A 20,158-nucleotide genomic window follows, 5' to 3' on the forward strand; every position below is an offset into this window, starting at 1 on the left:
TCAGCTCCCGCGCATGGCTTGTTCAAGCTCGGAGAAGCTCGGGCGATGCGCGGGGTAAAGCACCTTGCGCGAGAACTCCACCGCCAGCGAGGGCGGCATACCGGAGGCCGACGCCACCAGGCCGGCCTTGATGGCCTCGTACACGTTCAACTCTTCCTTGGCATCATGCTCCAGGGCATTAGCCAGCGGCCCGAAAAAGCCATACGAAGCCAGAATCCCGAAGAAGGTACCGACCAAGGCGGTGCCTACCTTCTGCCCAATCTCGGCGTTATCAGCCTCCGCCAGAATCGACATGGTGATCACGATACCCAGCACCGCTGCCACGATACCCATGGCAGGCATACCGTCTGCAATTTTTGCGACTGAGTGGGCCGGGTGCTCAATCTCTTCCTTGAGACTGGCTATTTCCATATCAAACAAACCTTCCAGCTCGTGCGGAGCCATATTGCCGGAGGACATAATGCGCAAGTAATCGCAGATAAACGCCGTCATCTGTTTATCTTTAAGAATGCCGGGGTATTTGCTGAAAATCGCACTGGCGGCTGGGTCTTCCACATCCGCTTCAATCGCCATCATGCCTTCGCGGCGACTTTTATTAAGAATCTCGTACAGCAGCTTCAGCACATCAAGGTAGTACGCATGGGTGAAGCGCGAACCGAACATGCTCAAGGACTTCTTGAGCACGTGCATAAAGGCGCTACCGGGGTTGGCCTGCAAAAAAGCCCCCAGTGCCGCACCACCAATGATCAGAATTTCATAGGGGTGAACCAGTGCCATAAACTGGCCGCCCGACAGGATAAATCCGCCGAGTACGCAGGCAAATACAACGATGATGCCGATTATTTTGACCATAGAGAGTGGCTTGCCAAAGAGATTAAAAAGACGCTGCGCAAAACAGCCCTTCTATTTATCGGAAGTTTTGCGCGAGACTATAGTCAGTTAAGGTCAAAAGCCAGCTTGTCTCAACCCCCATGCAGAAGTCAGCCGCCTACCCGCGCACCATCAAAGACTGGCTCAAGCAGCTAGACGGGCAGCTGTTGCCCGCGACCACCGATAGCATTCAAATGCTGCGCCGCGCCCTGGCCGACAGCAACAAATCCAGACGCGAACTGGCCGACCTGATGCAAAGCTGCCCCGCACTTACACTCAGCGTATTGCGCGCCGCGAACAGTAAAAACAGCGGGCTCAGCGAGCAGACAGACAGCCTAGAAGCAGCCATCAGTCGCTTGGGCCTGACCCGCACAGAAGCGTTACTCAATCGCCTACCGGCAATGGCCGAAGCAGAAATGCCACGGGCGTTTCGCCAAATCCTGCTAATCAGCCAGCATGCCAGCCAACAGGCCAACGGGCTGTTTGCCGGGCGTTTGGCGCGACTCTGGCAAGAAATCCATTGGGGTAGCCTGCTGTTTTTGTCCCCCATCTGGACACTGCTAGCCGCTCACCCTGAGCTGTTTGATGATTGGGAGCAGCGCGTACTGATCAAAGGCGAGCCTGCGCAAAAGGTAGAGCGCGAGTTACTCGGCGTACCGTTGCTGCGCTTGTGCCTGGCCTTGAGCGAGCACTGGCGATTACCGGAGTGGATTACTCAGGGCTACAGCTTGCTGGTCAATGACCGCCGCTTACTGGTCAGAGCCCTGCATATTTCCCGCAACAACGAGCACCCCTTGCAGCAACAACAGTGCTTGGACGATGACAGCAATCTCCGCCGGTGGCTGACCCAACCGGCCAACAGCGTATTGCTGGCAAACTGCTTGGCGATATCCGCGCATTATGCGTGGAACAGCCCACACAATCTGCGCTGGCAACGGCTAACCGGCCTGTTCCTGCAAACGCCGCTTGATGCCATTCAACAGCTGACGCATCAACACGCCGTCAACAGTGCCCGCCTAATGCCCGCCAGCGATCTCTGGCACCCGGCTGTGGCGCTCGTCTGGCCCTGGTCGGAACGCCATCTGCAGGCGAAAGTTGAGCCGCCCAAGCCTTTAGAAGTCGGCGAATGGCGTCAACACTGCACCCGCCTGCTGGCGCAACCCAGCCCGTTCAGCAACGTGCTGCAACTGACCGACTGCGCCAACCAGGCCCTGCAGGCCTGCGGCATGCAACGTGTACTGATTCTGCTGGCAGACCGCAACCACACGCGATTAATGACCCAGCAATATGCCGGCCTGGATAAATCTGCCGTTGGCCTGAGTATTGACCCGCAACAAAGCCAACTATTGCGCCGCTTGCTCAGCGCGCCCGCCCAATTACGTCTTGGGCCGAGCAATATTGCCCAATACTCCGCCACACTGCCTGGCACTTTGAAAAGCCTCTTCCCCAGTGAGCACTTGCTGATCCGCTCGCTGGCAGCGAATAACCGCGTGGTCATGTTGATCTTTGCTGACCACAACGGCAGTGCATTTAGTGATGCCAACATTCAGCGCGCGCTGGCTAACTTCGCTACCCGGGGGCGATGATAATTAATCTGACTAACAGGCCTCCCCTGAAGCCAAGTTCGAACATCCGTTCCAGGGGCGATTCAATGAGCTTACTCGAAAGTGTCCGTGCTAACGGTGTAGAACCCGTATGATCCACATCAATACGGCGCAGAATGGTTGAATTCATCCTCACCCTTGGCAAATTGTGCCGGTTAAGTAACTCAGGCCGCGTGGCAACAGAGAATCGCGGCTCAAAAAACAAAGCCTCGCGGAATATTAAACCGCAAGGCACGACTGAACACTCGGGAGATATCAACCATGTCATTCAAAACGCTGCTAACACATATCGATCCAAGTGAGAATTCAGCTCTAGATGACTCATTCGCGACGCCCTTTATGCTGGCTGAGGCCCATTCAGCCTCGCTCAGTGCGCTTGTCTTCCCAATTGAAATGGAAGCCGCCGACACTAATAGTGGCAGCAGGACACCCGCATCGGAGGAGGAGAGCACGATCCATCAGTTGCGCATCGCCGCAGAACGACGTGGCATAAACTGCACGATTAAGGGGCGCAGCAGTTTTGCCTATGGTTGCGGGGAAATTTTTGCAGACCATCTACGAGTCAGCGACCTCGGAATTTTCACTCAGCACGCGAACCGAGGCATTGGTCAGCGAATACTTCTGAGTTCTGCCATTTTCGATACTGGTCGTCCGGTATTAATCGTGCCGCATGGCAAGCCTCTCCTCGCACCACCATCGCGGGTGCTCGTCGCTTGGGACTCAACACCGGCTGCAGTAAGGGCCGTTCATGGTGCTCTACCCCTTATTCGCAATGCCAAAGAAACCCTAGTAGTTTCCATCACAGATGACAAAGAGTTGCGTCATGGCCAATCCGGAATTGAAATGGCTCATTTGCTGGCACGCCACGGAGCCAAGGCACGCTTTAGCGCTGTTCAGCGCGAGCACCGCAGTGTGCTGGAAGCAATCTTGGCCACAGCCGAGGATAATCAGGCTGATTTAGTGGTATTGGGGGCTGTGCGCCACTCGCCATTGCACAGCATCATCTTTGGCAGCGCGACGCAGGAAATGATGGATCGCGGAGTGAGGGCCGCAACTCTAGTTTCTGCCTAAACCACGCAGACCAAAGAAACTCAAGCCAAGAACAATGAATCACAGTACCAAATGTTCACCATGGAACTTGAGGAAAGAATGCTCGGTGAAACGCAAACAACTAAAGGGGCGGCCTCGCGATAAATGGCACAGCGCGCTCAGCTCAGCCGCTCACTTACTCAGCCCGTTGAAAACTTAGACTAGATAGTCAGCTGATAGCGTAAATTGTCATTTACAAGCCACATGTGAGCATCTTGATGCTTTTTTGTGTTGGGCAGCCGGAAGCCGATTTTCGAAAGACTGCTAATGAAAAGCTGCCAGAGAGCACTTGCTGATCCGCTCGCTGGCAGCGAATAACCGCGTGGTCATGTTGATCTTTGCTGACCACAACGGCAGTGCATTTAGTGATGCCAACATTCAGGCCAGCTTTGCCAGCCGGGGGCGCTAAGGCTGCGTTACAATCGGTCTTTTCTACCTACAAGAGAGGCCCGGCATGTCTGCCTTTGCTGAATTGCCCTTGCTGATCGAACCCGTCCAACTGGCCAGTCGTCTTGATGAACCGGAACTGATCTTGGTCGACCTGACCAGTGAGGCCCGCTACGGCTCAGGGCATATTCCGGGGGCGCGCTTTGTCGACCCCAAGCGCACACAACTGGGAATACCGCCTGCGCCTGGCTTGCTGCCAAGCACCGCTCAACTCGAACAACTGTTCGGTTCATTGGGCCACAACCCTAACGCCGTGTACGTGTTGTACGACGATGAAGGGGGCGGCTGGGCCGGACGCTTCATCTGGCTGCTGGATGTGATTGGTCACACACGCTACCACTGCCTTGATGGCGGCCTGCATGCCTGGCTTGACGAGGGGCTTAAGCTGAGCACTGAGGTGCCCGCCGAACACGATGCCCGCTGCCAATTGACCCTGAATGAAGCGCCGACGGCCACTCGTGAATACCTCCAGGCGCGCCTGGGCACCGCTGATCTGGCGATTTGGGATGCCCGCTCACCGGCTGAATACCGTGGTGAAAAAGTGCTTGCGCAGAAAGCTGGCCACATTCCCGGCGCAGTTAACTTTGAGTGGACAGCCGGCATGGACCCGCAGCGCGCCATGCGCATGCGCCTGGACATACAGCAGCAGCTCACAGCCTTGGGGATCACGGCAGACAAGGAAATCATCACTCACTGCCAAACGCATCACCGCTCAGGCTTTACCTACCTGGTCGCAAAAGCACTCGGCTACCCCAGACTAAAAGCGTATGCCGGCTCATGGGGCGAATGGGGCAACCACCCAGACACTCCAGTTGAACGTTAAACCTCTGCCGACCGCCCGACATTCTCGCAAAGGACTACCCATGAAAGATCGACTGTTTATCCTCAGCCAATACCTGCTGCCGCATCACCTGCTCTCGCGCCTGATTGGCTGCGCAGCTGAATGCAAGGCGGCGTGGTTTAAGAACCGCCTGATCGGCTGGTTTGCCAAGCAGTACCAAGTCAACATGAGCGAAGCACAAGTCGAAGACCTCAGCGCTTTCGCCCATTTCAACGACTTCTTCACCCGCGCACTGAAAGAAGGCGCCCGCCCCCTCGACGGCACGCCGAACGCCGTACTGTGCCCGGCCGATGGCGCTGTCAGCCAACTGGGCAAGATTGAGCAAGGCCGTGTATTTCAGGCTAAAGGCCACAGCTACAGCGTGATTGAGTTACTCGGCGGCGACAGCCAGCGCGCCGCAGCCTTTATGGGCGGCGATTTCGCCACCATTTACCTGTCACCCAAAGACTACCACCGGGTGCACATGCCCCTGACCGGCACCCTGCGTGAGATGGTCTACGTGCCGGGCCGATTGTTCTCCGTCAACCAGACCACGGCGGAGAATGTGCCAGAGCTGTTTGCTCGCAATGAACGCGTGGTGTGCCTATTCGATACCGAGCGTGGTCCGATGGCGGTGGTATTGGTGGGCGCAATGATCGTTGCCTCCATTGAGACAGTCTGGGCTGGCCTGGTTACCCCGCCCAAGCGCACCCTGAAAACATTCAATTACGATGAAGCAGCGCGCGCCCCCATCACCTTGGACAAAGGGGCTGAAATGGGTCGATTCAAGTTGGGTTCGACCGCCATTGTGCTGTTCGGTCCTGACCAAGTGCAGTGGGCCGAAACGCTGACTGCCAACAGCCCAGTGCAGATGGGCCAGCGCTTGGGCGACCCTCGCGCCTGATATCACAGCCCGGCGGCGCCCTTAGCTGAAGCTGTGGGTGTCGCTTTTTAGTAATCCGCTGAACCTTGTCGGCGGGCAAACAGTCCTAGCCTAAGTCTCTTTCACACCTTCCCCCTTCTTTAGGCATGTATATGAGCCTTGCTCAAAGCTGCGGGGGGCTCAAGATGCTGCTAGAGTCGAAACATAAAACCTAGATTCACCCGCCTTGCCTTGTGTGTTGGAGTCGCCGATTTAGATGGATAAACAGAATCCTCACTTGCTATTGCGGGTCACTACGCCAGACAAGCAAGGCCTGTCATTCTGCGATGCCAGCCCTCGCGACTTGAAAAAATGGGTCGACGGCCTGCCAAAAGCCAATATCGGCGAAACCGCACGCCAGCTCTATCAAGCCTTGGTTGAACTCAACCAACTCAAGACCCCATCAGAGAATCGCCTGCAGCTTCTGGAGATCTTGCGCCCAGATATCTATTTCGTTTGTAAGCAACTGGAAAAACACTTTCTCAATCAGGCCATCGTGCTGGATGAACGCCCGCGCAAAGTGGCCAACCTTTGCCAGGCCCTGCAAAACCATTTGGCAATTGGCTACAAATTGATTGTCGCGCGCCTGTCAGCGCAAGACGGTCGTGAGCGTAATCAGCTGCTCGCAGTCGCCCTGCAACGCGCGACGCACAGCCTGTGCGGCCCGCTGATCCGCGCGAGCCAACTGTATTGCCCGGTGCCCGAAGGTCTTTGGCTCGAATTGCATCAGCTCTATCAAATGGCGCGATCACGCAGCCTGCACACCATCATCATTCGAGATCCGCAAGCCTTACACACCCTAGGCCTGAGCACAGAACAAAGCTATTTAGTAGCACTCCTGCTGGGCTGCGCCCGTTGCAATCAAATGCGCCAAAGCGCCATTGCACGATTGGCAGAAGTGCTTGAGCCATGGAGCGCTCTGGCGACTCTCCAAGCAGGCGATGAGGCATCCAGCCTGTTCGCCGTTGCTCCGCAATTCGACGGCCCACCGCGTTATATTTCGCTGTTCGGCCCAAATGAACTCATCAACGCCGTGGGTATTGACCCTAGCAGGCTGGTCGACGCCATCAAAGAGCACTTGCTGCTCGCGGCCGACAACAAAATACAGTCGCGCCTGCTGGTGCCTGAAGGCTTTAGCCAAGACATGCTGCAGCACCTCGCCGCCGCCTGGGGTGACATTGCCGAACGCACCTTCCAGCGCAGTCAGGGTCAAGGCGCGTTGACACTCTGCATCGGCATGAGCGCCCTGCACTTCCACTTGGCCGGCAAACGTCCTTTTAATGAAGTCCTGCAACTGCCCGCGACCACCAATGCTGCCGTTTTCAAACCGGATACGGGAGCGCCGGATGTCTGGTCCAACGCCTTTGACGCGCAAAAAGCCAACCTCTGGGAACATGGCATGCCCTTTGAGGAAATCCAATACGCCTCAGCCGACAAGAACACCCCTGCAGGCAACGGCAGCGCGGATACTTACCCAATTTTTGACGTGGCAATCGTCAACATCAGCCCTGGCGGTTACTGCCTGTCATGGGCCAAAGAAGTACCCAGCCAGCTGCAGGCGGGCGAACTGCTCGGCATTAAAAGCATGCCCAAACAAGGCTGGAGCGTGGCCGTTGTACGCTGGATTCGCCAAGTACGGGGCGGCGGTACGCAAATGGGTATCGAGTTAATCGCACCGCACGCCCAGGCCTGCGGCTTGCAGCTAGTGCGCAAGGCCGAGCAGAACAGTCAGTACCTGCGCGCCCTGCTGCTGCCAGAAATCAGCGCCATATCCAGGCCAGCCAGCGTCATTACCGCCAGGCTGCCCTTTCAGGAGGGCAACAAGGTCAGCATCAACCTCAACGGCAGCGAACACCGTGCTGTGCTGAGCCGCAGGCAAACCAGCACCGGCAGCTTTAATCAGTTCGAATACCGCAGTGTTGGCGAGGTCGTCTCCGATCCCGGGAAGCCCGTCACAGCCGCGAAAACCCGCGCGCCCAGCGGGGAGGAAGACTTTGACTCACTGTGGAAGTCGCTGTAGATTGCCGACGCACTCCCTTTCGTCGCTTTTTCGCGCCCGTTCGGCGCAGATCTGATATCGCACATGGCCATTGAAAAAAAAACCATTCGGCTACTGATTCTCGAAGACTCGCAAAACGAGGCTGAACGCCTAGTTAGCCTGTTTCGTAACGCCGGCCGGGCTACCCGTGTGCATCGCCTGACCTCCAGCGACGACCTCAACGAAGCCCTCCAGCACAGTTGGGACCTGCTGATCTGCGCCCCTGAGAGCGAGCAACTGCCGCCGAGCGAAGCCATCGGTGCGATTCGCCGCCAGGCCAAAGATATTCCGGTGATTCAACTGCTCGCCGATAACGACTCGGACAGCATCACTGAAGCCCTGATACTCGGTGCCCTGGATGCTCTGCCGCAAGGTGAAGACGAGCGACTGATTCTGGTGGCCAAGCGTGAGTTGGCCAACCTGGAAGAACGCCGCGCCCGCCGCGCCTCGGAAGTGGCGCTGCGTGAAGCCGAGAAACGCTGCCAGTTGCTGCTCGATAGCTCCGTCGATGCCATCACTTACGTCCACGACGGCATGCATATCTACGCCAACCGCGCCTACCTCGAACTCTTCGCTTATGAAGATGCCGATGAGCTGGAAGGCATGCCGATGATCGATTTGATCGGCAGTAGTGACCAGGCCAGCTTCAAAGACTTTCTGAAGAACTACCACAGCGCCGAGGGCCATGCCGAACTGCATTGCAACGGCGTGAGGGCCAATGGCCAGAGCTTCCCGGCACAAATGAGTTTCTCCCCGGCCACCTATGACGGCGAACCGTGCATCCAGGTGGTAATTCGTGCTGAAACCGGCAATGCCGAACTCGAAGAAAAGCTGCGCGAGATCAGCAGCCAGGACCTTGTTACCGGCCTGTTCAACCGTACCCACTTCCTCGAGTTGATGGACAGCGCCGCCGAACGCGCTGTCAATGCAGGTCAGCCGTCAACACTGGCTTACATCCGCGTCGATCGCTACGCCAGCCTGCTGGCTGATATTGGCCTGGCGGGTATTGATATTCTGCTCACCGACCTGGCTAACCTGCTGCGCAGCTATTTCAACGCCGACGCTCAGCTCGCACGCTTTGGTGATGACGTGTTTGCTGTGCTACTGCCTGGCATCAGCCCGGAGAGTACGCGCGAGCAGTTAACCAGCCTGCTGAAAAAAGTCGAAGGGCACCTGTTCGATGTCAGCGGCCGCACCGTGCAAAGCAGCTTGTCGATCGGTGTCGCCGGGCTCAACGAGAAAACTGCCAAAGCGCAGGAAGTGGTTGATCGCGCTCACCGCTGCGCTGACGAACTGAGCGATGGCAATGCCATTAAACTGTTCAACCCGGCCGACGAACTGGCCGCGGCAGCCAGCCGTGGCAACATTGTGGCGATGATCAAGCAGGCGCTGGAAAACAACAGCTTCCGCCTGTTGTTCCAACCGATCATCAGCCTGCGCGGCGACAGCTTCGAGCATTACGAAGCCCTGCTGCGCCTGGTCAACCCGCAAGGTGAAGAAATACCGCCTACCGAGCTGTTCAGCGCCGCCAAAGACGCCGGCCTGGCGGAGCGGATTGATCGTTGGGTCATCCTCAATTCGATCAAACTGCTGGCCGACCATCGCAGCAAGGGCCACAACACACGCCTGTTCGTCCACCTGTCCAGCGCCAGCCTGCAGGATCAAACCTTGCTGCCCTGGCTCAGCGTGGCGCTCAAAGCGGCGCGCCTGCCGTCTGATTCGCTGGTCTTCCAGTTCAGTGAACCCGATGCCATTGCCTACCTTAAGCAGGCCAAGGCCATCACCCAAGGCTTAAACGAACTGCACTGCAAGTCTGCGCTGACCCAATTCGGTTGCTCGCTGAACCCGTTCAACACGCTCAAGCACCTGCATATCGACTTCGTAAAAGTCGACAGCTCGTTCTCTCAAGACCTGAGCAACGCCGAGAGTCAGGAAGCGTTGAAAACCCTGCTGGCAAGCCTGCACTCACAAGCCAAGCTGACGATCGTGCCCTTTGTAGAAAGCGCCAGCGTACTGGCAACTCTCTGGCAAGCGGGGGTCAACTACATCCAGGGCCATTATCTGCAAGGCCCGAGTCAGTCGATGGACTACGACTTCGCCGCCGACGACGAGTGATAGCGCCAGAGACTAAAAAGCCGCTCAATTGAGCGGCTTTTTCATGCCAGATGTTTTACTCGCGACCGTCTCGATCACGAAAGCCCAGCAGGTAAAGAATGCCATCCAACCCCAAGGTAGAAATAGCCTGCTTAGCCGACTGTTTGACCAGCGGTTTAGCGCGAAAAGCCACGCCGAGGCCGGCAATCGCCAGCATCGGCAGATCATTCGCGCCATCGCCCACGGCAATAGTCTGCTCCAGCCGCAACCCTTCCTTGGCCGCTAACTCGCGCAGCAAATCGGCTTTACGCTGAGCATCGACAATCGGCTCGACGGCAACACCCGTAACTCGCCCATCGATAATCTGCAGTTCATTGGCAAACACGTAGTCGATGCCTAGCTTGGCCTGCAGTTGCTTAGCAAAGTAAGTGAAGCCACCCGACAAAATGGCCGTCTTGTAGCCCAAGCGGCGCAGTTCACTGAACAGGGTTTCCGCGCCTTCGGTTAGGCGCAGCGAAGCACCAATGTCGGCCAATACCGTTTCTGGCAAGCCCTTGAGCAGCGCCAAGCGCTCGCGAAAGCTCGCGGCAAAGTCCAGTTCGCCGCGCATCGCACGCTCGGTAATCTCGGAAACCTGCTCACCGACGCCCGCGGCCTTGGCCAGCTCGTCGATCACTTCGGCCTCGATCAAGGTCGAGTCCATGTCGAACACCGCCAGTCGGCGGTTGCGGCGGAACAGCGAATCACGCTGGAAGGCGATATCGACGTTCAATTCCTGCGCCACACTGAGAAACTCGGCGCGCAGAGCGGCAGGATCAGCGGGTTCACCACGCACGGAAAACTCGATGCAACCCTTACCCTGCTCGGCCGGCATGTCCAGCGGCATGCGCCCGGAGAGGCGATCGATATGATCGATGTTCAAGTCATAACGCGCAGTAATCGCACTTACACGCTGCAACTGCTCGGCTGTGACCTTGCGCGTCAGCAGGGTGACGATGTGCCGGGCCTTGCCCTGACCGCTGACCCATTGCTGATAATCCGTCTCCGAGACAGGCGTAAAGCGCACCTGCTGGTCGAGCTTGTAAGCGGTGAAGAGGATGTCCTTGAGCACCGAAGAGGCGCGTTCGGTGTCAGGAATCTCAACGAGGATGCCGAATGACAGGGTGTCGTGGATGACGGCCTGGCCGATATCGAGGATATTAACCCCGCCCTGGGCCAGTACGCCGGTGATGGCAGCAGTCAAACCGGGGCGATCTTCGCCGGTGATATTGATCAGGACGATTTCGCGCAAGGCTCGGTCTCCAGTACAGCGTCAGGGGCAACAGCCAGATGAGCGGGTCACAGGCCGTGGAAAGGCGCACATTCTACCCATTTTCAGCGGTAAACAGCCACGCACAGCGCTTTGCCCCCTGTCGGTGCGCCGCTATACTGCGCGCCTACTCAGTCGACAAGAGCCGAGCTCTGTGAACCGGCCCGCCCCCGTAAAGCCCGATAATTTCTTCCTCTTGCTGTTCCAGGCCCTGCGTCAACGGCGCATTCCGCTTGCCCTGCGTATTGTCAGCCACAGCCTGTTATTGGTGGCGCTGGCGCTGGTCATCTATGGCTGGGTAATCGGCATGCAGTTCAAACACGCCATGCAGCAGCAAGCTGAGGCGCTGGGCACCAGCCTGATTACCCAAACTGCGACCTCTGCCACTGAGTTGCTGGTGTCCAACGACATCCTTAGCCTCAACGTGTTGCTCAACAACTTGGTGAAGAACCCGCTGGTAGCCCACGCCGCCATCTACAGCGTGGATAACCGCATCCTCGCTGAAGCCGGTTCGCGCCCCACCCAAAGCATGCTCGGCGAGACCGAGGGGCTGTACTCGACACCGATCACCTTTCAAGAAGTGATAGCCGGACAGCTGCGCATCAGCCTGGACATGCAACAGTTCCAACAGCCCATGACCATCAGCTTGCAGAGCATGGGCATTCTCAGCCTGATTTTGCTGGCCCTGACCCTGTCCTTGAGCATGCGACTGGGGCGGCATATTTCCACCCCACTGCTGCAGTTGCGTGTTTGGCTGCGTGACCCAGACGATCCGGCTCCCGGTGCGGGCCGACAAGATGAGATCGGCGATCTGGCGCGCCAACTGCAAGCCCGTCTGGTGCCGGAAAAGCCGCTGCCGGAGCCAGTCGAAGAAGCCTTCTTCGACGATGAGCCGCGCGAGCAGGACGACGAGGACTACCTGCCCGAGTCATTCGATAACGAGCCAGGCTTTAGCGTGCGCGATTTGCACGAAGATTACGCTGATGAAGACGAACGTGACGACGCCCCGCGCAGCCGCACCTCAGCCCTCACCGACGACAACCTGGACGACCCCTTTTCCGAGCTGCGTGATGACAGTGAGCATGAACCGCTGATTGCGCCGCCACTCGCTCAGCCCGCGCGACCCAGCGCCGTACTGGCCATCCAGCTCGGCGCACAGGAACAACTGCGCCGCCTGCCCCGAACACGCCTGCTGGAACTGCTGGAAAACTACCGCGATTGCCTGGACAAGGCCGCCAAGCTCTATCAGGGCGAGTTACACACCCTGAGCGATGGCAGTAGCCTGATGCTGTTCCACGAACAGACGATTGGCGAAGACTATCTGACCCACGCCATTTGCTGCGGCGAGTTGATGCGCGCACTGGGCCACGCCTTGCAAATTGATGTGGCAGACAGCGGCATTACCCTGCAATTGCAACTGGGGCTGACCTTGGGCGAGAAGCTCAACGGCCTCAGCCAAGGCGATCTGCTGCTGAGTGAAACCGCACAAAGCGCGCTGTCCCTGTCGCTGCACAGCCGCAACCTGCTGTTGGTCGAACGCAGCATTGCCGACGATGCGCTGGTCAGCCAGCGTGCGCGCATTCGCGCCATCGCCAGCCCACAAGGTGCCTGCTGCGTTGAGCGCTTGCTGGAGCCTTACCCCTCGTTGCTAGAACGCCAACTGGCGCGCATGCACGACAATCACTAATCAGCCTGTCCCGTTACCACCTGGTGCGGGACAGTCGACCTTCAGAAACGGAACACCTCGCCTTCGCCGCGCATAGGCTCAACAACGGGGATGCGCGGAGCGGCAGGAGCCGCGGGTTTAGCCGGCGCAGGTTTGCGCACCGGCTCAGGCCTGGCCACCTTAGTCGTCGCGTGATGCGCCTGCACCGCTTCGGCCATCTGCTTAACCAGTTGTTGCACCACAAGGCTTTGCGCGCGCACCTGATCAACCAGCGTGCCGTTATGCGCCTCTTCCAAACGCACCAACCGACCGTCCAGCAACTTGCCATCAGCACCGCTCAATCGCCACTGCGCCTCCAGCACCGCAGGGCGCAGCGGGCCGGAATCCAGACGCGTGATCGACAAGCCGACACGTACCTGCGGCACAAACCCTGCGGCGGCGGGCGCTAACACCAAGCGCTGGCTGTCCAGTCGCGCAGCCAGTTGACGCAGCAACTGCTGATCCAGATCGGCCGCCAGGCTACCGGCCCAGCGCCCATCTTCGGCGGGTGTCAGGCTGCCATCGGCCTGACGCTGTAACAGGGCCTCGCGCTGCAAATAGTCGGCAATAGCCACCGGCCCCAACAGCACGGCAATACCTTGTTCGGCAGCAGGTACGCCAATGGCGCCGCTGTCCAGTTGATACAGCGGCACCGGCTGATGACGGGTGCAACCGGTCAGGCTGAACAGCGCCGTCAACAGCAACATAAGGGGGAAACGCAGAGCGGTCATTTTAGTCATCCAACCGGCAGTTCTGCCGGTGTACTCAGCCATTGGTCAGCGGGCTGTCGTGTTGTATCGGCCGCGTATCATCCTTGAAAGCCACACACGACTCCAGTCCAGCGCCGCCTTCGCGCGCAGGCAAGCGTACGGCGTAAACGCAAAAGCGCAGTCGTCACCTCTCGGCAATCGACTGCGCCCGGATCAACGCGTGTTAAGCCAGATTTTAGCCCGGCACCTCGATCAACAGACTGTCGACACGCTGGAAGCCGCGCGGCAGCTTGTTGCCACGACGGCCACGCTCGCCTTTGTAATGCTCCAGGTCATCGGCTTTGAGCGACAAGGTACGCTTACCCGCTTGCAGCACCAGGGTCGCACCGACCGGCAGCACGGCCAGATCGGTCAGGTACTCTTCGCGTGAGGCCACCCGCTCGCCGGGAATGCCGATGATCTTGTTGCCTTTGCCCTTGCCCAGCTGCGGCAAATCCCGCACGGGGAACAGCAACAAACGGCCTTCGGTGGTCACCGCCGCCAACCAGTCGTCTTCACGACTGCCCAGTGGTTTGGGCGGCACGACTTGGGCACCGGCCGGCAGACTGAGCAGCGCTTTACCCGCTTTGTTTTTGGCCTGCAGGTCTTCACCCTTAACCACAAAACCGTAGCCGGCATCGGAGGCAATCACGTACAACGCGCTGTCATCCGGCAACAGCACACATTCAAAGGTCGCTCCCGGCGGCGGGGTCAAACGGCCGGTCAGCGGCTCGCCCTGGCCGCGCGCAGACGGCAGCGTGTGCGCCGCCAGCGAATAGTACTGATTCGAGCGCCCGGGCGCGGCGATCTTGAAGCCATCACCGGCTTTATACGACAGGCCCGTCGCATCAATGTCGTGACCCTTGGCACAACGCACCCAGCCTTTCTCGGACACCACCACTGTCACCGGTTCGGTCGGCATCAGCTCAGTTTCGCTCAGGGCGCGGGCTTCGGCACGGGCTACGATAGGCGAGCGGCGGTCATCGCCATAGGTTTCGGCATCTTTAATAATCTCGTCGCGCACCAGCTTCTTCAGCTTGGTTTCGCTGCCGAGCAGGGCCAGCAGCTTGGCGCGCTCTTTGGCCAGCTCGTCCTGCTCGCCACGGATCTTCATCTCCTCCAGTCGCGCCAGTTGGCGTAAACGGGTGTCGAGGATGTAATCGGCTTGCACATCGGTCAGGCCGAAACGCTCCATCAGCACCGACTTGGGCTGATCTTCCGTGCGGATGATGTGAATCACTTCATCCAGATTGAGGAAGGCCACCAGCAAACCGTCCAACAGGTGCAGGCGTTTCTCCACCTTGTCCAGGCGGTATTGCAAACGGCGCCGCACCGTGTTGACGCGGTACACCAACCACTCGGTCAACAGGGTGCGCAGGTTCTTCACCGACGGCTTGCCGTCCAGACCAATCACGTTGGCGTTGACCCGGTAGCTGGACTCCAGATCGGTGGTGGCGAACAGGTGAGTCATCAGCTCGTCGGCATCGACGCGGTTGGAACGCGGGATGATGACGATGCGGCACGGGTGTTCGTGGTCCGACTCGTCGCGCAAATCGGCCACCATCGGCAGCTTCTTGGCCTGCATCTGCGCGGCGATCTGCTCCAGCACCTTGGCCCCCGACACCTGATGCGGCAGCGCGGTGACGACAATGTCGCCATCTTCCATGCGGTACACGGCGCGCATGCGCACCGAACCTTTGCCGGTTTCGTAAATTTTCAGCAGGTCGCTGCGCGGGGTGATGACTTCCGCCTCGGTTGGGAAGTCCGGGCCGAGCACGTGTTCGCACAGTTGCTCGACCGTGGCATCCGGCTGATCAAGCAAGCGGACGCACGCCGCAGCCACTTCACGCAGGTTATGCGGCGGCACGTCAGTGGCCATGCCCACGGCGATGCCGGTGGTGCCGTTGAGCAGCAAATTGGGTAAGCGCGCTGGCAGGGTGGCCGGCTCATTCATGGTGCCGTCAAAGTTCGGCACCCAGTCCACAGTGCCCTGCCCCAGCTCGGTGAGCAGCACCTCTGAGTAACGCGACAGGCGCGCCTCGGTGTAGCGCATGGCGGCGAAGGACTTAGGATCATCCGGCGCCCCCCAGTTGCCCTGCCCATCGACCAATGTGTAACGGTAGCTGAACGGCTGCGCCATCAGCACCATGGCCTCGTAGCAGGCACTGTCGCCGTGCGGGTGGAATTTGCCGAGTACGTCGCCGACAGTACGCGCGGATTTTTTGTGCTTGGAGTCGGCATCCAGGCCCAGCTCGCTCATGGCGTAGATGATGCGCCGCTGCACAGGTTTGAGGCCGTCGCCGATATGCGGCAGCGCGCGATCCATGATCACGTACATGGAATAGTTGAGGTAAGCCTGCTCGGTAAAATCGGCAAGAGAACGGCGTTCAACGCCGTCCAGGCTCAAATCGAGGGAGTCGCTCATGCGTGCCTCATTGCAAAGTGGATGGCTGCGAAACGGGTTGCGTCGCGGTCGACTGGCGCAGCTGCAAGACGCCGTCGCGCTGCGAAAATTCAAGCTGTTTAAGGGCGCTCATACCCAGCAAAACCTCATCGCCGTCCATGCCGGGCGCGATCAGGGCGTCAACATCAGTCAGAACAATATCGCCTACCTGCAGGCGATTTAGGCGCGTGCGGTGGGCTGTGGCGCGGCCGTTGGCAGTGTTGATCAGAATCGCCGCGCCCGTCTGCAGCCCCAGCCGCTGAGCCACAGCGGTCGGCACCGCCACTTGGGTCGCGCCCGTGTCGAGCAAGAAAGTAACCGGCTGGCCATTGATCGCCCCATCGGCCACATAATGCCCCTGCCGCGTGCTGGCCAAGTGCACGTCAATGTAACCATTGCCATGCTCAGACTGGGGGTTGCGATTGGGGTTACGTTGGGCATCTTCCCAATCACCGAAAAACCGAGTGGCGAGCAGTAAGGCAGCCGCCCAGGCGAGCACCAGCATCACCCGCCCAGCACGCTTACCCGCCGGCTGCTCACTCACGGCTTCAGGCCCCAACCGCCTTTAGGCTCGGCGAAATGCCAGATGATTGGCCGCGACTCACCATCAGCACGGCTGAAGTGGCCGTTATCGACACCGATCCACGCGCCACGCTGATCAACCCACAAGGCTTCGGCCATGCCATAAGACGGCGGATAAAGCCGCTCAGATGTCAGCGCTTCGGCAGCAAACGACCAGCAACGCTCAACCGCACCCGTGGTCAGGCTGCGTCGGCAAATACGGTGCGCCTGGCGCTCAAGGGTGAAGAGTTTTTCGTTATAAAAGGCCAGCCCGGAAAAATCACGCGGCTGCGGGGTGCTGTTGAGCGCTTCTGGCCCCGCTTCACGGCCGCTCTCGCTGAACAGCACACAGCTGCCATTGCAACGCCACACACTGCCGCGTTTGTGGGCTACTAGCAGGCCACGGCGCATACGCTCAGCCGCCAGGTACAAGCGCTCGCCAGATGGATCAACCGCTATACCTTCAAACAGCGAGTTGGAATGCAGCAGCATGCCGCTGGCCCGCGCCTGACGCACTAAATTGCTCGGTAACTTCAACCAGCTTGGTTCACCTACCACCGGCAACTGCAAAACGCCTGCCTTGGCTTCGCTAACCAAATAACGATTGCCGGCGGCATCGCAGCTGATGCCTTCGAAATCAAACTCGCCGCCCCGCACCAGCCCTGCCACCCAGTCACGCATGCGCATTCCCCAGGGCAAGCCCACAGGCGGCGCTGGCGGCGCAACAAAGGTTTCTGCCGTAGCCTGCCAGTGGGTTGGCTCAGCACTCAGGCGGTAAAGCTGCCGATCGTCGCGATCCGACACGGCCCATAACGCACCATCACACCAAGCCAAACCGGACAGGTTGCCACCCGCAATACCGCTAACGGCTTGCTCGCTGAGCAGCTTGAGCTGTTCTTGCACCGGGGCCGCACTCAGCAGCGGCGTAAACAGCAGCAGGCAAGCAGCTACCAAACGTCGCATCAGAGCAGCGCCTGCGCCAGGTTGCCCTTGGATTCCAGCCAGGACTTACGGTCACCTGCGCGCTTCTTGGCCAGCAACATGTCCATCATCTCCTGCGTGCCCGAATAGTCTTCCAGGGTCAGTTGCACCAGACGGCGGGTGTTCGGGTCCATGGTGGTTTCACGCAGTTGCGGCGGGTTCATTTCGCCCAGGCCTTTAAAGCGCGTGACCTGCGGTTTGCCCCGGCGCTTTTCGGCCACCAGACGATCCAAAATGCCATCGCGCTCGCCGTCATCGAGGGCATAGAAAATCTCCTTGCCCAAGTCGATGCGGTACAGCGGCGGCATCGCCACGTAAACGTGGCCCGCATCCACCAGCGGGCGGAAATGCTGGACGAACAGCGCGCAAAGCAAGGTGGCAATGTGCAAGCCGTCGGAGTCGGCGTCCGCCAGAATGCAGATCTTGCCGTAACGCAATTGGCTGAGGTCGCTAGAGCCAGGATCGAGGCCAACCGCCACGGCAATGTTATGCACTTCCTGGCTGGCCAGCACTTCGCTGCCATCGACTTCCCATGTGTTCAGAATCTTGCCGCGCAGCGGCAGGATCGCCTGAAATTCTTTATCTCGCGCCTGCTTGGCCGAACCACCGGCGGAATCGCCTTCCACCAAAAACAGTTCAGAGCGCATCGGGTCTTGCCCGGCGCAGTCGGCCAGTTTGCCCGGCAGCGCTGGCCCTTGGGTGATGCGTTTGCGCTCAACTTTCTTACCGGCCTTGAGGCGGCGGTTGGCGTTGCTGATCGCCAGTTCGGCAAGCTGCTGGCCCATTTCAGGGTGGGCATTGAGCCACAGACTGAAGGCATCTTTGACCACGCCGGAGACGAACGCCGCCGCCTCGCGCGACGACAGGCGCTCCTTGGTCTGCCCGGAGAACTGCGCGTCCTGCATTTTCATCGACAGGACAAAAGCGATGCGCTCCCAGATATCCTCCGGAGCGAGTTTGACGCCACGCGGCATCAGGCTGCGAAACTCACAGAACTCGCGCATGGCATCCAGCAGGCCCTGGCGCAAACCATTGACGTGGGTGCCGCCCTGCGCCGTGGGAATCAGGTTGACGTAGCTTTCCTGCACCGCATCGCCGCCTTCCGGCAACCACAGCAGCGCCCAATCTACTGCCTCTTTATTACCCGCCAGGCTGCCGCAGAAGGGTTCATTGGGCAGCCTTTCAAATTCACTGACCGCATCCACCAAGTAAGAACGCAGGCCGTCTTCATACAGCCACTCGACTTTCTCGCCACTGGCTTTGTCTTCAAAACTAACGCACAGCCCCGGACACAACACGGCTTTGGCCTTGAGCACGTGCTTGAGGCGGCTGACGGAGAACTTGAAGGCGTCGAAGTACTTGGCATCAGGCCAGAAATGCACGCTGGTACCGGTGTTACGTTTGCCCACCGAGCCGATCACCGCCAGGTCGCTGGCTTTGTAACCGTCGGCAAAACTCATTTGGTATTCGCTGCCATCACGCTTGACGGTGACCACCACGCGCGTCGACAAGGCGTTGACCACGCTAATGCCCACGCCATGCAAGCCGCCGGAGAACTGGTAATTCTTGTTACTGAACTTACCGCCGGCATGCAGCTTGGTGAGGATCAGTTCAACCCCCGGCACGCCCTCTTCGGGGTGAATGTCCACCGGCATGCCGCGACCGTCGTCGAGCACTTCCAGGGAGTTGTCCTCGTGCAGGATCACCTGAATCGATTTGGCATGCCCGGCCAGTGCTTCGTCGACACTGTTGTCGATGACTTCCTGAGCCAAGTGGTTGGGCCGGCTGGTGTCGGTGTACATGCCCGGGCGTTTGCGCACCGGGTCGAGGCCGGAAAGGACTTCGATGGCATCGGCGTTGTAAGAGCTAGAACCTTGCTGGGCCATGGGGTCTCTTGTTCGTCAATTGAGAGCGGAAAAGTCGATATCCTGCCACAGATGGCGAGGAATACCGGCGAAAGCGAAAAGCATCGGCAGGCGCTCGGCAAAACCCTGAAAGCCATGGTCGCCGCCGGCCTGGATACGCAGCGCGCAAGCCCGGTAAAAAGCCTGGGCATCACGGTAGTCGAGGGTTTCGTCAGCGGTCTGCAACCATACCTGATAACGCGCAGGGTTCTGCAAGCACGGTACATCCAGCTCGGCCAAGGCTGTGACGTGGTCAGTCGTCAGCTCCCAGGCTTCATCGCTGTAATAGTTCTTTTGCGGGCCCAGATAGCCATCAAAACGCAGATGGGGGCGCACGGCGGGGTTAATCAGCAGCGCCGGCAAGCCATAGCGCTCTGCCAAGTGGGTGGCATAGTAGCCGCCCAGCGAACTGCCCACCAGCACAGGCCGCCCCAGTTCGGCGATCAACGCTTCGAGTTGAGCGATGGCCAAGCGCGGCTGGTGGTGCAACGCGGGCACTCGCAACTGTTCAGCCAAACCGAGGTGCGCCATGGCACGCTGCAACTGGCTGGCTTTGAGCGATGCGGGCGAGCTGTTAAGCCCGTGGAGATAAAGAATGGTCTGAGTCATAGGGCGGCAGGCT

General features: G+C 59.1%; 15 protein-coding genes. 7 read left to right on the forward strand and 8 right to left on the reverse strand.

What is annotated here, in order from left to right:
• Nucleotides 1-852: a flagellar motor stator protein MotA gene (motA, locus tag AUK77_RS09360; RefSeq protein ID WP_296128654.1), complete on the reverse strand. Its 852-nt coding sequence runs from the start codon at nucleotides 850-852 to the stop codon at nucleotides 1-3.
• Between the two features lie 119 nt (nucleotides 853-971).
• On the opposite strand from motA, the gene AUK77_RS09365 reads away from it, so the two are divergent.
• The 6 genes from AUK77_RS09365 to AUK77_RS09390 all read left to right on the forward strand — a co-directional run bounded on the left by AUK77_RS09365 (nucleotide 972) and on the right by AUK77_RS09390 (nucleotide 9,905).
• A complete protein-coding gene (locus AUK77_RS09365) occupies nucleotides 972-2,456 on the forward strand; it encodes an HDOD domain-containing protein (protein WP_296128656.1) in 1,485 nt (494 codons plus the stop codon).
• Nucleotides 2,457-2,735: 279 nt separating this feature from the next.
• Nucleotides 2,736-3,545: a universal stress protein gene (locus AUK77_RS09370; protein WP_296128658.1), complete on the forward strand. Its 810-nt coding sequence runs from the start codon at nucleotides 2,736-2,738 to the stop codon at nucleotides 3,543-3,545.
• A gap of 472 nt (nucleotides 3,546-4,017) precedes the next feature.
• Complete coding sequence (locus AUK77_RS09375) at nucleotides 4,018-4,833, forward strand: rhodanese-like domain-containing protein (RefSeq protein WP_296128659.1); 816 nt, start codon at nucleotides 4,018-4,020, stop codon at nucleotides 4,831-4,833.
• 40 nt (nucleotides 4,834-4,873) lie between these two features.
• Entirely contained in the window at nucleotides 4,874-5,734 is an 861-nt protein-coding gene (gene asd, locus AUK77_RS09380) for an archaetidylserine decarboxylase (protein ID WP_296128661.1), read from the forward strand.
• Nucleotides 5,735-5,969: 235 nt separating this feature from the next.
• Nucleotides 5,970-7,772 carry a molecular chaperone gene (locus AUK77_RS09385; RefSeq protein WP_296128663.1) on the forward strand — a complete coding sequence of 601 codons (1,803 nt, stop codon included), beginning with the start codon at nucleotides 5,970-5,972 and terminating at the stop codon, nucleotides 7,770-7,772.
• Between the two features lie 63 nt (nucleotides 7,773-7,835).
• Nucleotides 7,836-9,905, forward strand: a complete 2,070-nt coding sequence (locus tag AUK77_RS09390; protein ID WP_296128665.1) for an EAL domain-containing protein — start codon at nucleotides 7,836-7,838, stop codon at nucleotides 9,903-9,905.
• 55 nt (nucleotides 9,906-9,960) lie between these two features.
• Here the strand turns inward: AUK77_RS09390 and serB are convergent, their stop codons facing one another.
• Nucleotides 9,961-11,175 carry a phosphoserine phosphatase SerB gene (gene serB / locus AUK77_RS09395; protein WP_296128668.1) on the reverse strand — a complete coding sequence of 405 codons (1,215 nt, stop codon included), beginning with the start codon at nucleotides 11,173-11,175 and terminating at the stop codon, nucleotides 9,961-9,963.
• A gap of 172 nt (nucleotides 11,176-11,347) precedes the next feature.
• Here serB and AUK77_RS09400 point away from each other — a divergent pair, with 172 nt between their 5' ends.
• Complete coding sequence (locus AUK77_RS09400; protein WP_296128671.1) at nucleotides 11,348-12,880, forward strand: AhpA/YtjB family protein; 1,533 nt, start codon at nucleotides 11,348-11,350, stop codon at nucleotides 12,878-12,880.
• Between the two features lie 41 nt (nucleotides 12,881-12,921).
• Here the strand turns inward: AUK77_RS09400 and AUK77_RS09405 are convergent, their stop codons facing one another.
• From AUK77_RS09405 to AUK77_RS09430, 6 genes are all read right to left on the reverse strand, one after another.
• A complete protein-coding gene (locus AUK77_RS09405) occupies nucleotides 12,922-13,629 on the reverse strand; it encodes an ABC-type transport auxiliary lipoprotein family protein (RefSeq protein WP_296128674.1) in 708 nt (235 codons plus the stop codon).
• Between the two features lie 214 nt (nucleotides 13,630-13,843).
• Nucleotides 13,844-16,072: a DNA topoisomerase IV subunit A gene (gene parC, locus AUK77_RS09410; RefSeq protein WP_296128677.1), complete on the reverse strand. Its 2,229-nt coding sequence runs from the start codon at nucleotides 16,070-16,072 to the stop codon at nucleotides 13,844-13,846.
• Nucleotides 16,073-16,079: 7 nt separating this feature from the next.
• Nucleotides 16,080-16,634 (reverse strand): TIGR02281 family clan AA aspartic protease, encoded by a 555-nt coding sequence (locus AUK77_RS09415; RefSeq protein WP_296128679.1) that lies wholly within the window; start codon nucleotides 16,632-16,634, stop codon nucleotides 16,080-16,082.
• A complete protein-coding gene (locus tag AUK77_RS09420) occupies nucleotides 16,631-17,614 on the reverse strand; it encodes an esterase-like activity of phytase family protein (RefSeq protein ID WP_296128682.1) in 984 nt (327 codons plus the stop codon). The genes AUK77_RS09415 and AUK77_RS09420 overlap by 4 nt, the downstream gene beginning before the upstream one ends.
• Complete coding sequence (gene parE, locus AUK77_RS09425) at nucleotides 17,614-19,518, reverse strand: DNA topoisomerase IV subunit B (protein WP_296128684.1); 1,905 nt, start codon at nucleotides 19,516-19,518, stop codon at nucleotides 17,614-17,616. Before parE ends, AUK77_RS09420 begins: the two co-directional genes overlap by 1 nt.
• A gap of 15 nt (nucleotides 19,519-19,533) precedes the next feature.
• Nucleotides 19,534-20,145: a YqiA/YcfP family alpha/beta fold hydrolase gene (locus AUK77_RS09430; protein ID WP_296128687.1), complete on the reverse strand. Its 612-nt coding sequence runs from the start codon at nucleotides 20,143-20,145 to the stop codon at nucleotides 19,534-19,536.
• Between the last annotated feature and the right edge of the window lie 13 nt (nucleotides 20,146-20,158).

The sequence above is a fragment of the Pseudomonas sp. Ga0074129 genome, assembly GCA_001465025.1.
GTDB lineage: Bacteria > Pseudomonadota > Gammaproteobacteria > Pseudomonadales > Pseudomonadaceae > Aquipseudomonas.

Coding starts and splice junctions, on each gene's coding strand:
- AUK77_RS09390 (WP_296128665.1), top strand. CDS start 7,836: ATGGCCATTGAAAAAAAAACCATTCGGCTACTGATTCTCGAAGACTCG.
- parE (WP_296128684.1), bottom strand. CDS start 19,518: ATGGCCCAGCAAGGTTCTAGCTCTTACAACGCCGATGCCATCGAAGTC.
- AUK77_RS09375 (WP_296128659.1), top strand. CDS start 4,018: ATGTCTGCCTTTGCTGAATTGCCCTTGCTGATCGAACCCGTCCAACTG.
- AUK77_RS09385 (WP_296128663.1), top strand. CDS start 5,970: ATGGATAAACAGAATCCTCACTTGCTATTGCGGGTCACTACGCCAGAC.
- asd (WP_296128661.1), top strand. CDS start 4,874: ATGAAAGATCGACTGTTTATCCTCAGCCAATACCTGCTGCCGCATCAC.
- AUK77_RS09365 (WP_296128656.1), top strand. CDS start 972: ATGCAGAAGTCAGCCGCCTACCCGCGCACCATCAAAGACTGGCTCAAG.
- AUK77_RS09430 (WP_296128687.1), bottom strand. CDS start 20,145: ATGACTCAGACCATTCTTTATCTCCACGGGCTTAACAGCTCGCCCGCA.
- motA (WP_296128654.1), bottom strand. CDS start 852: ATGGTCAAAATAATCGGCATCATCGTTGTATTTGCCTGCGTACTCGGC.
- parC (WP_296128677.1), bottom strand. CDS start 16,072: ATGAGCGACTCCCTCGATTTGAGCCTGGACGGCGTTGAACGCCGTTCT.
- AUK77_RS09370 (WP_296128658.1), top strand. CDS start 2,736: ATGTCATTCAAAACGCTGCTAACACATATCGATCCAAGTGAGAATTCA.
- AUK77_RS09420 (WP_296128682.1), bottom strand. CDS start 17,614: ATGCGACGTTTGGTAGCTGCTTGCCTGCTGCTGTTTACGCCGCTGCTG.
- AUK77_RS09405 (WP_296128674.1), bottom strand. CDS start 13,629: ATGACCGCTCTGCGTTTCCCCCTTATGTTGCTGTTGACGGCGCTGTTC.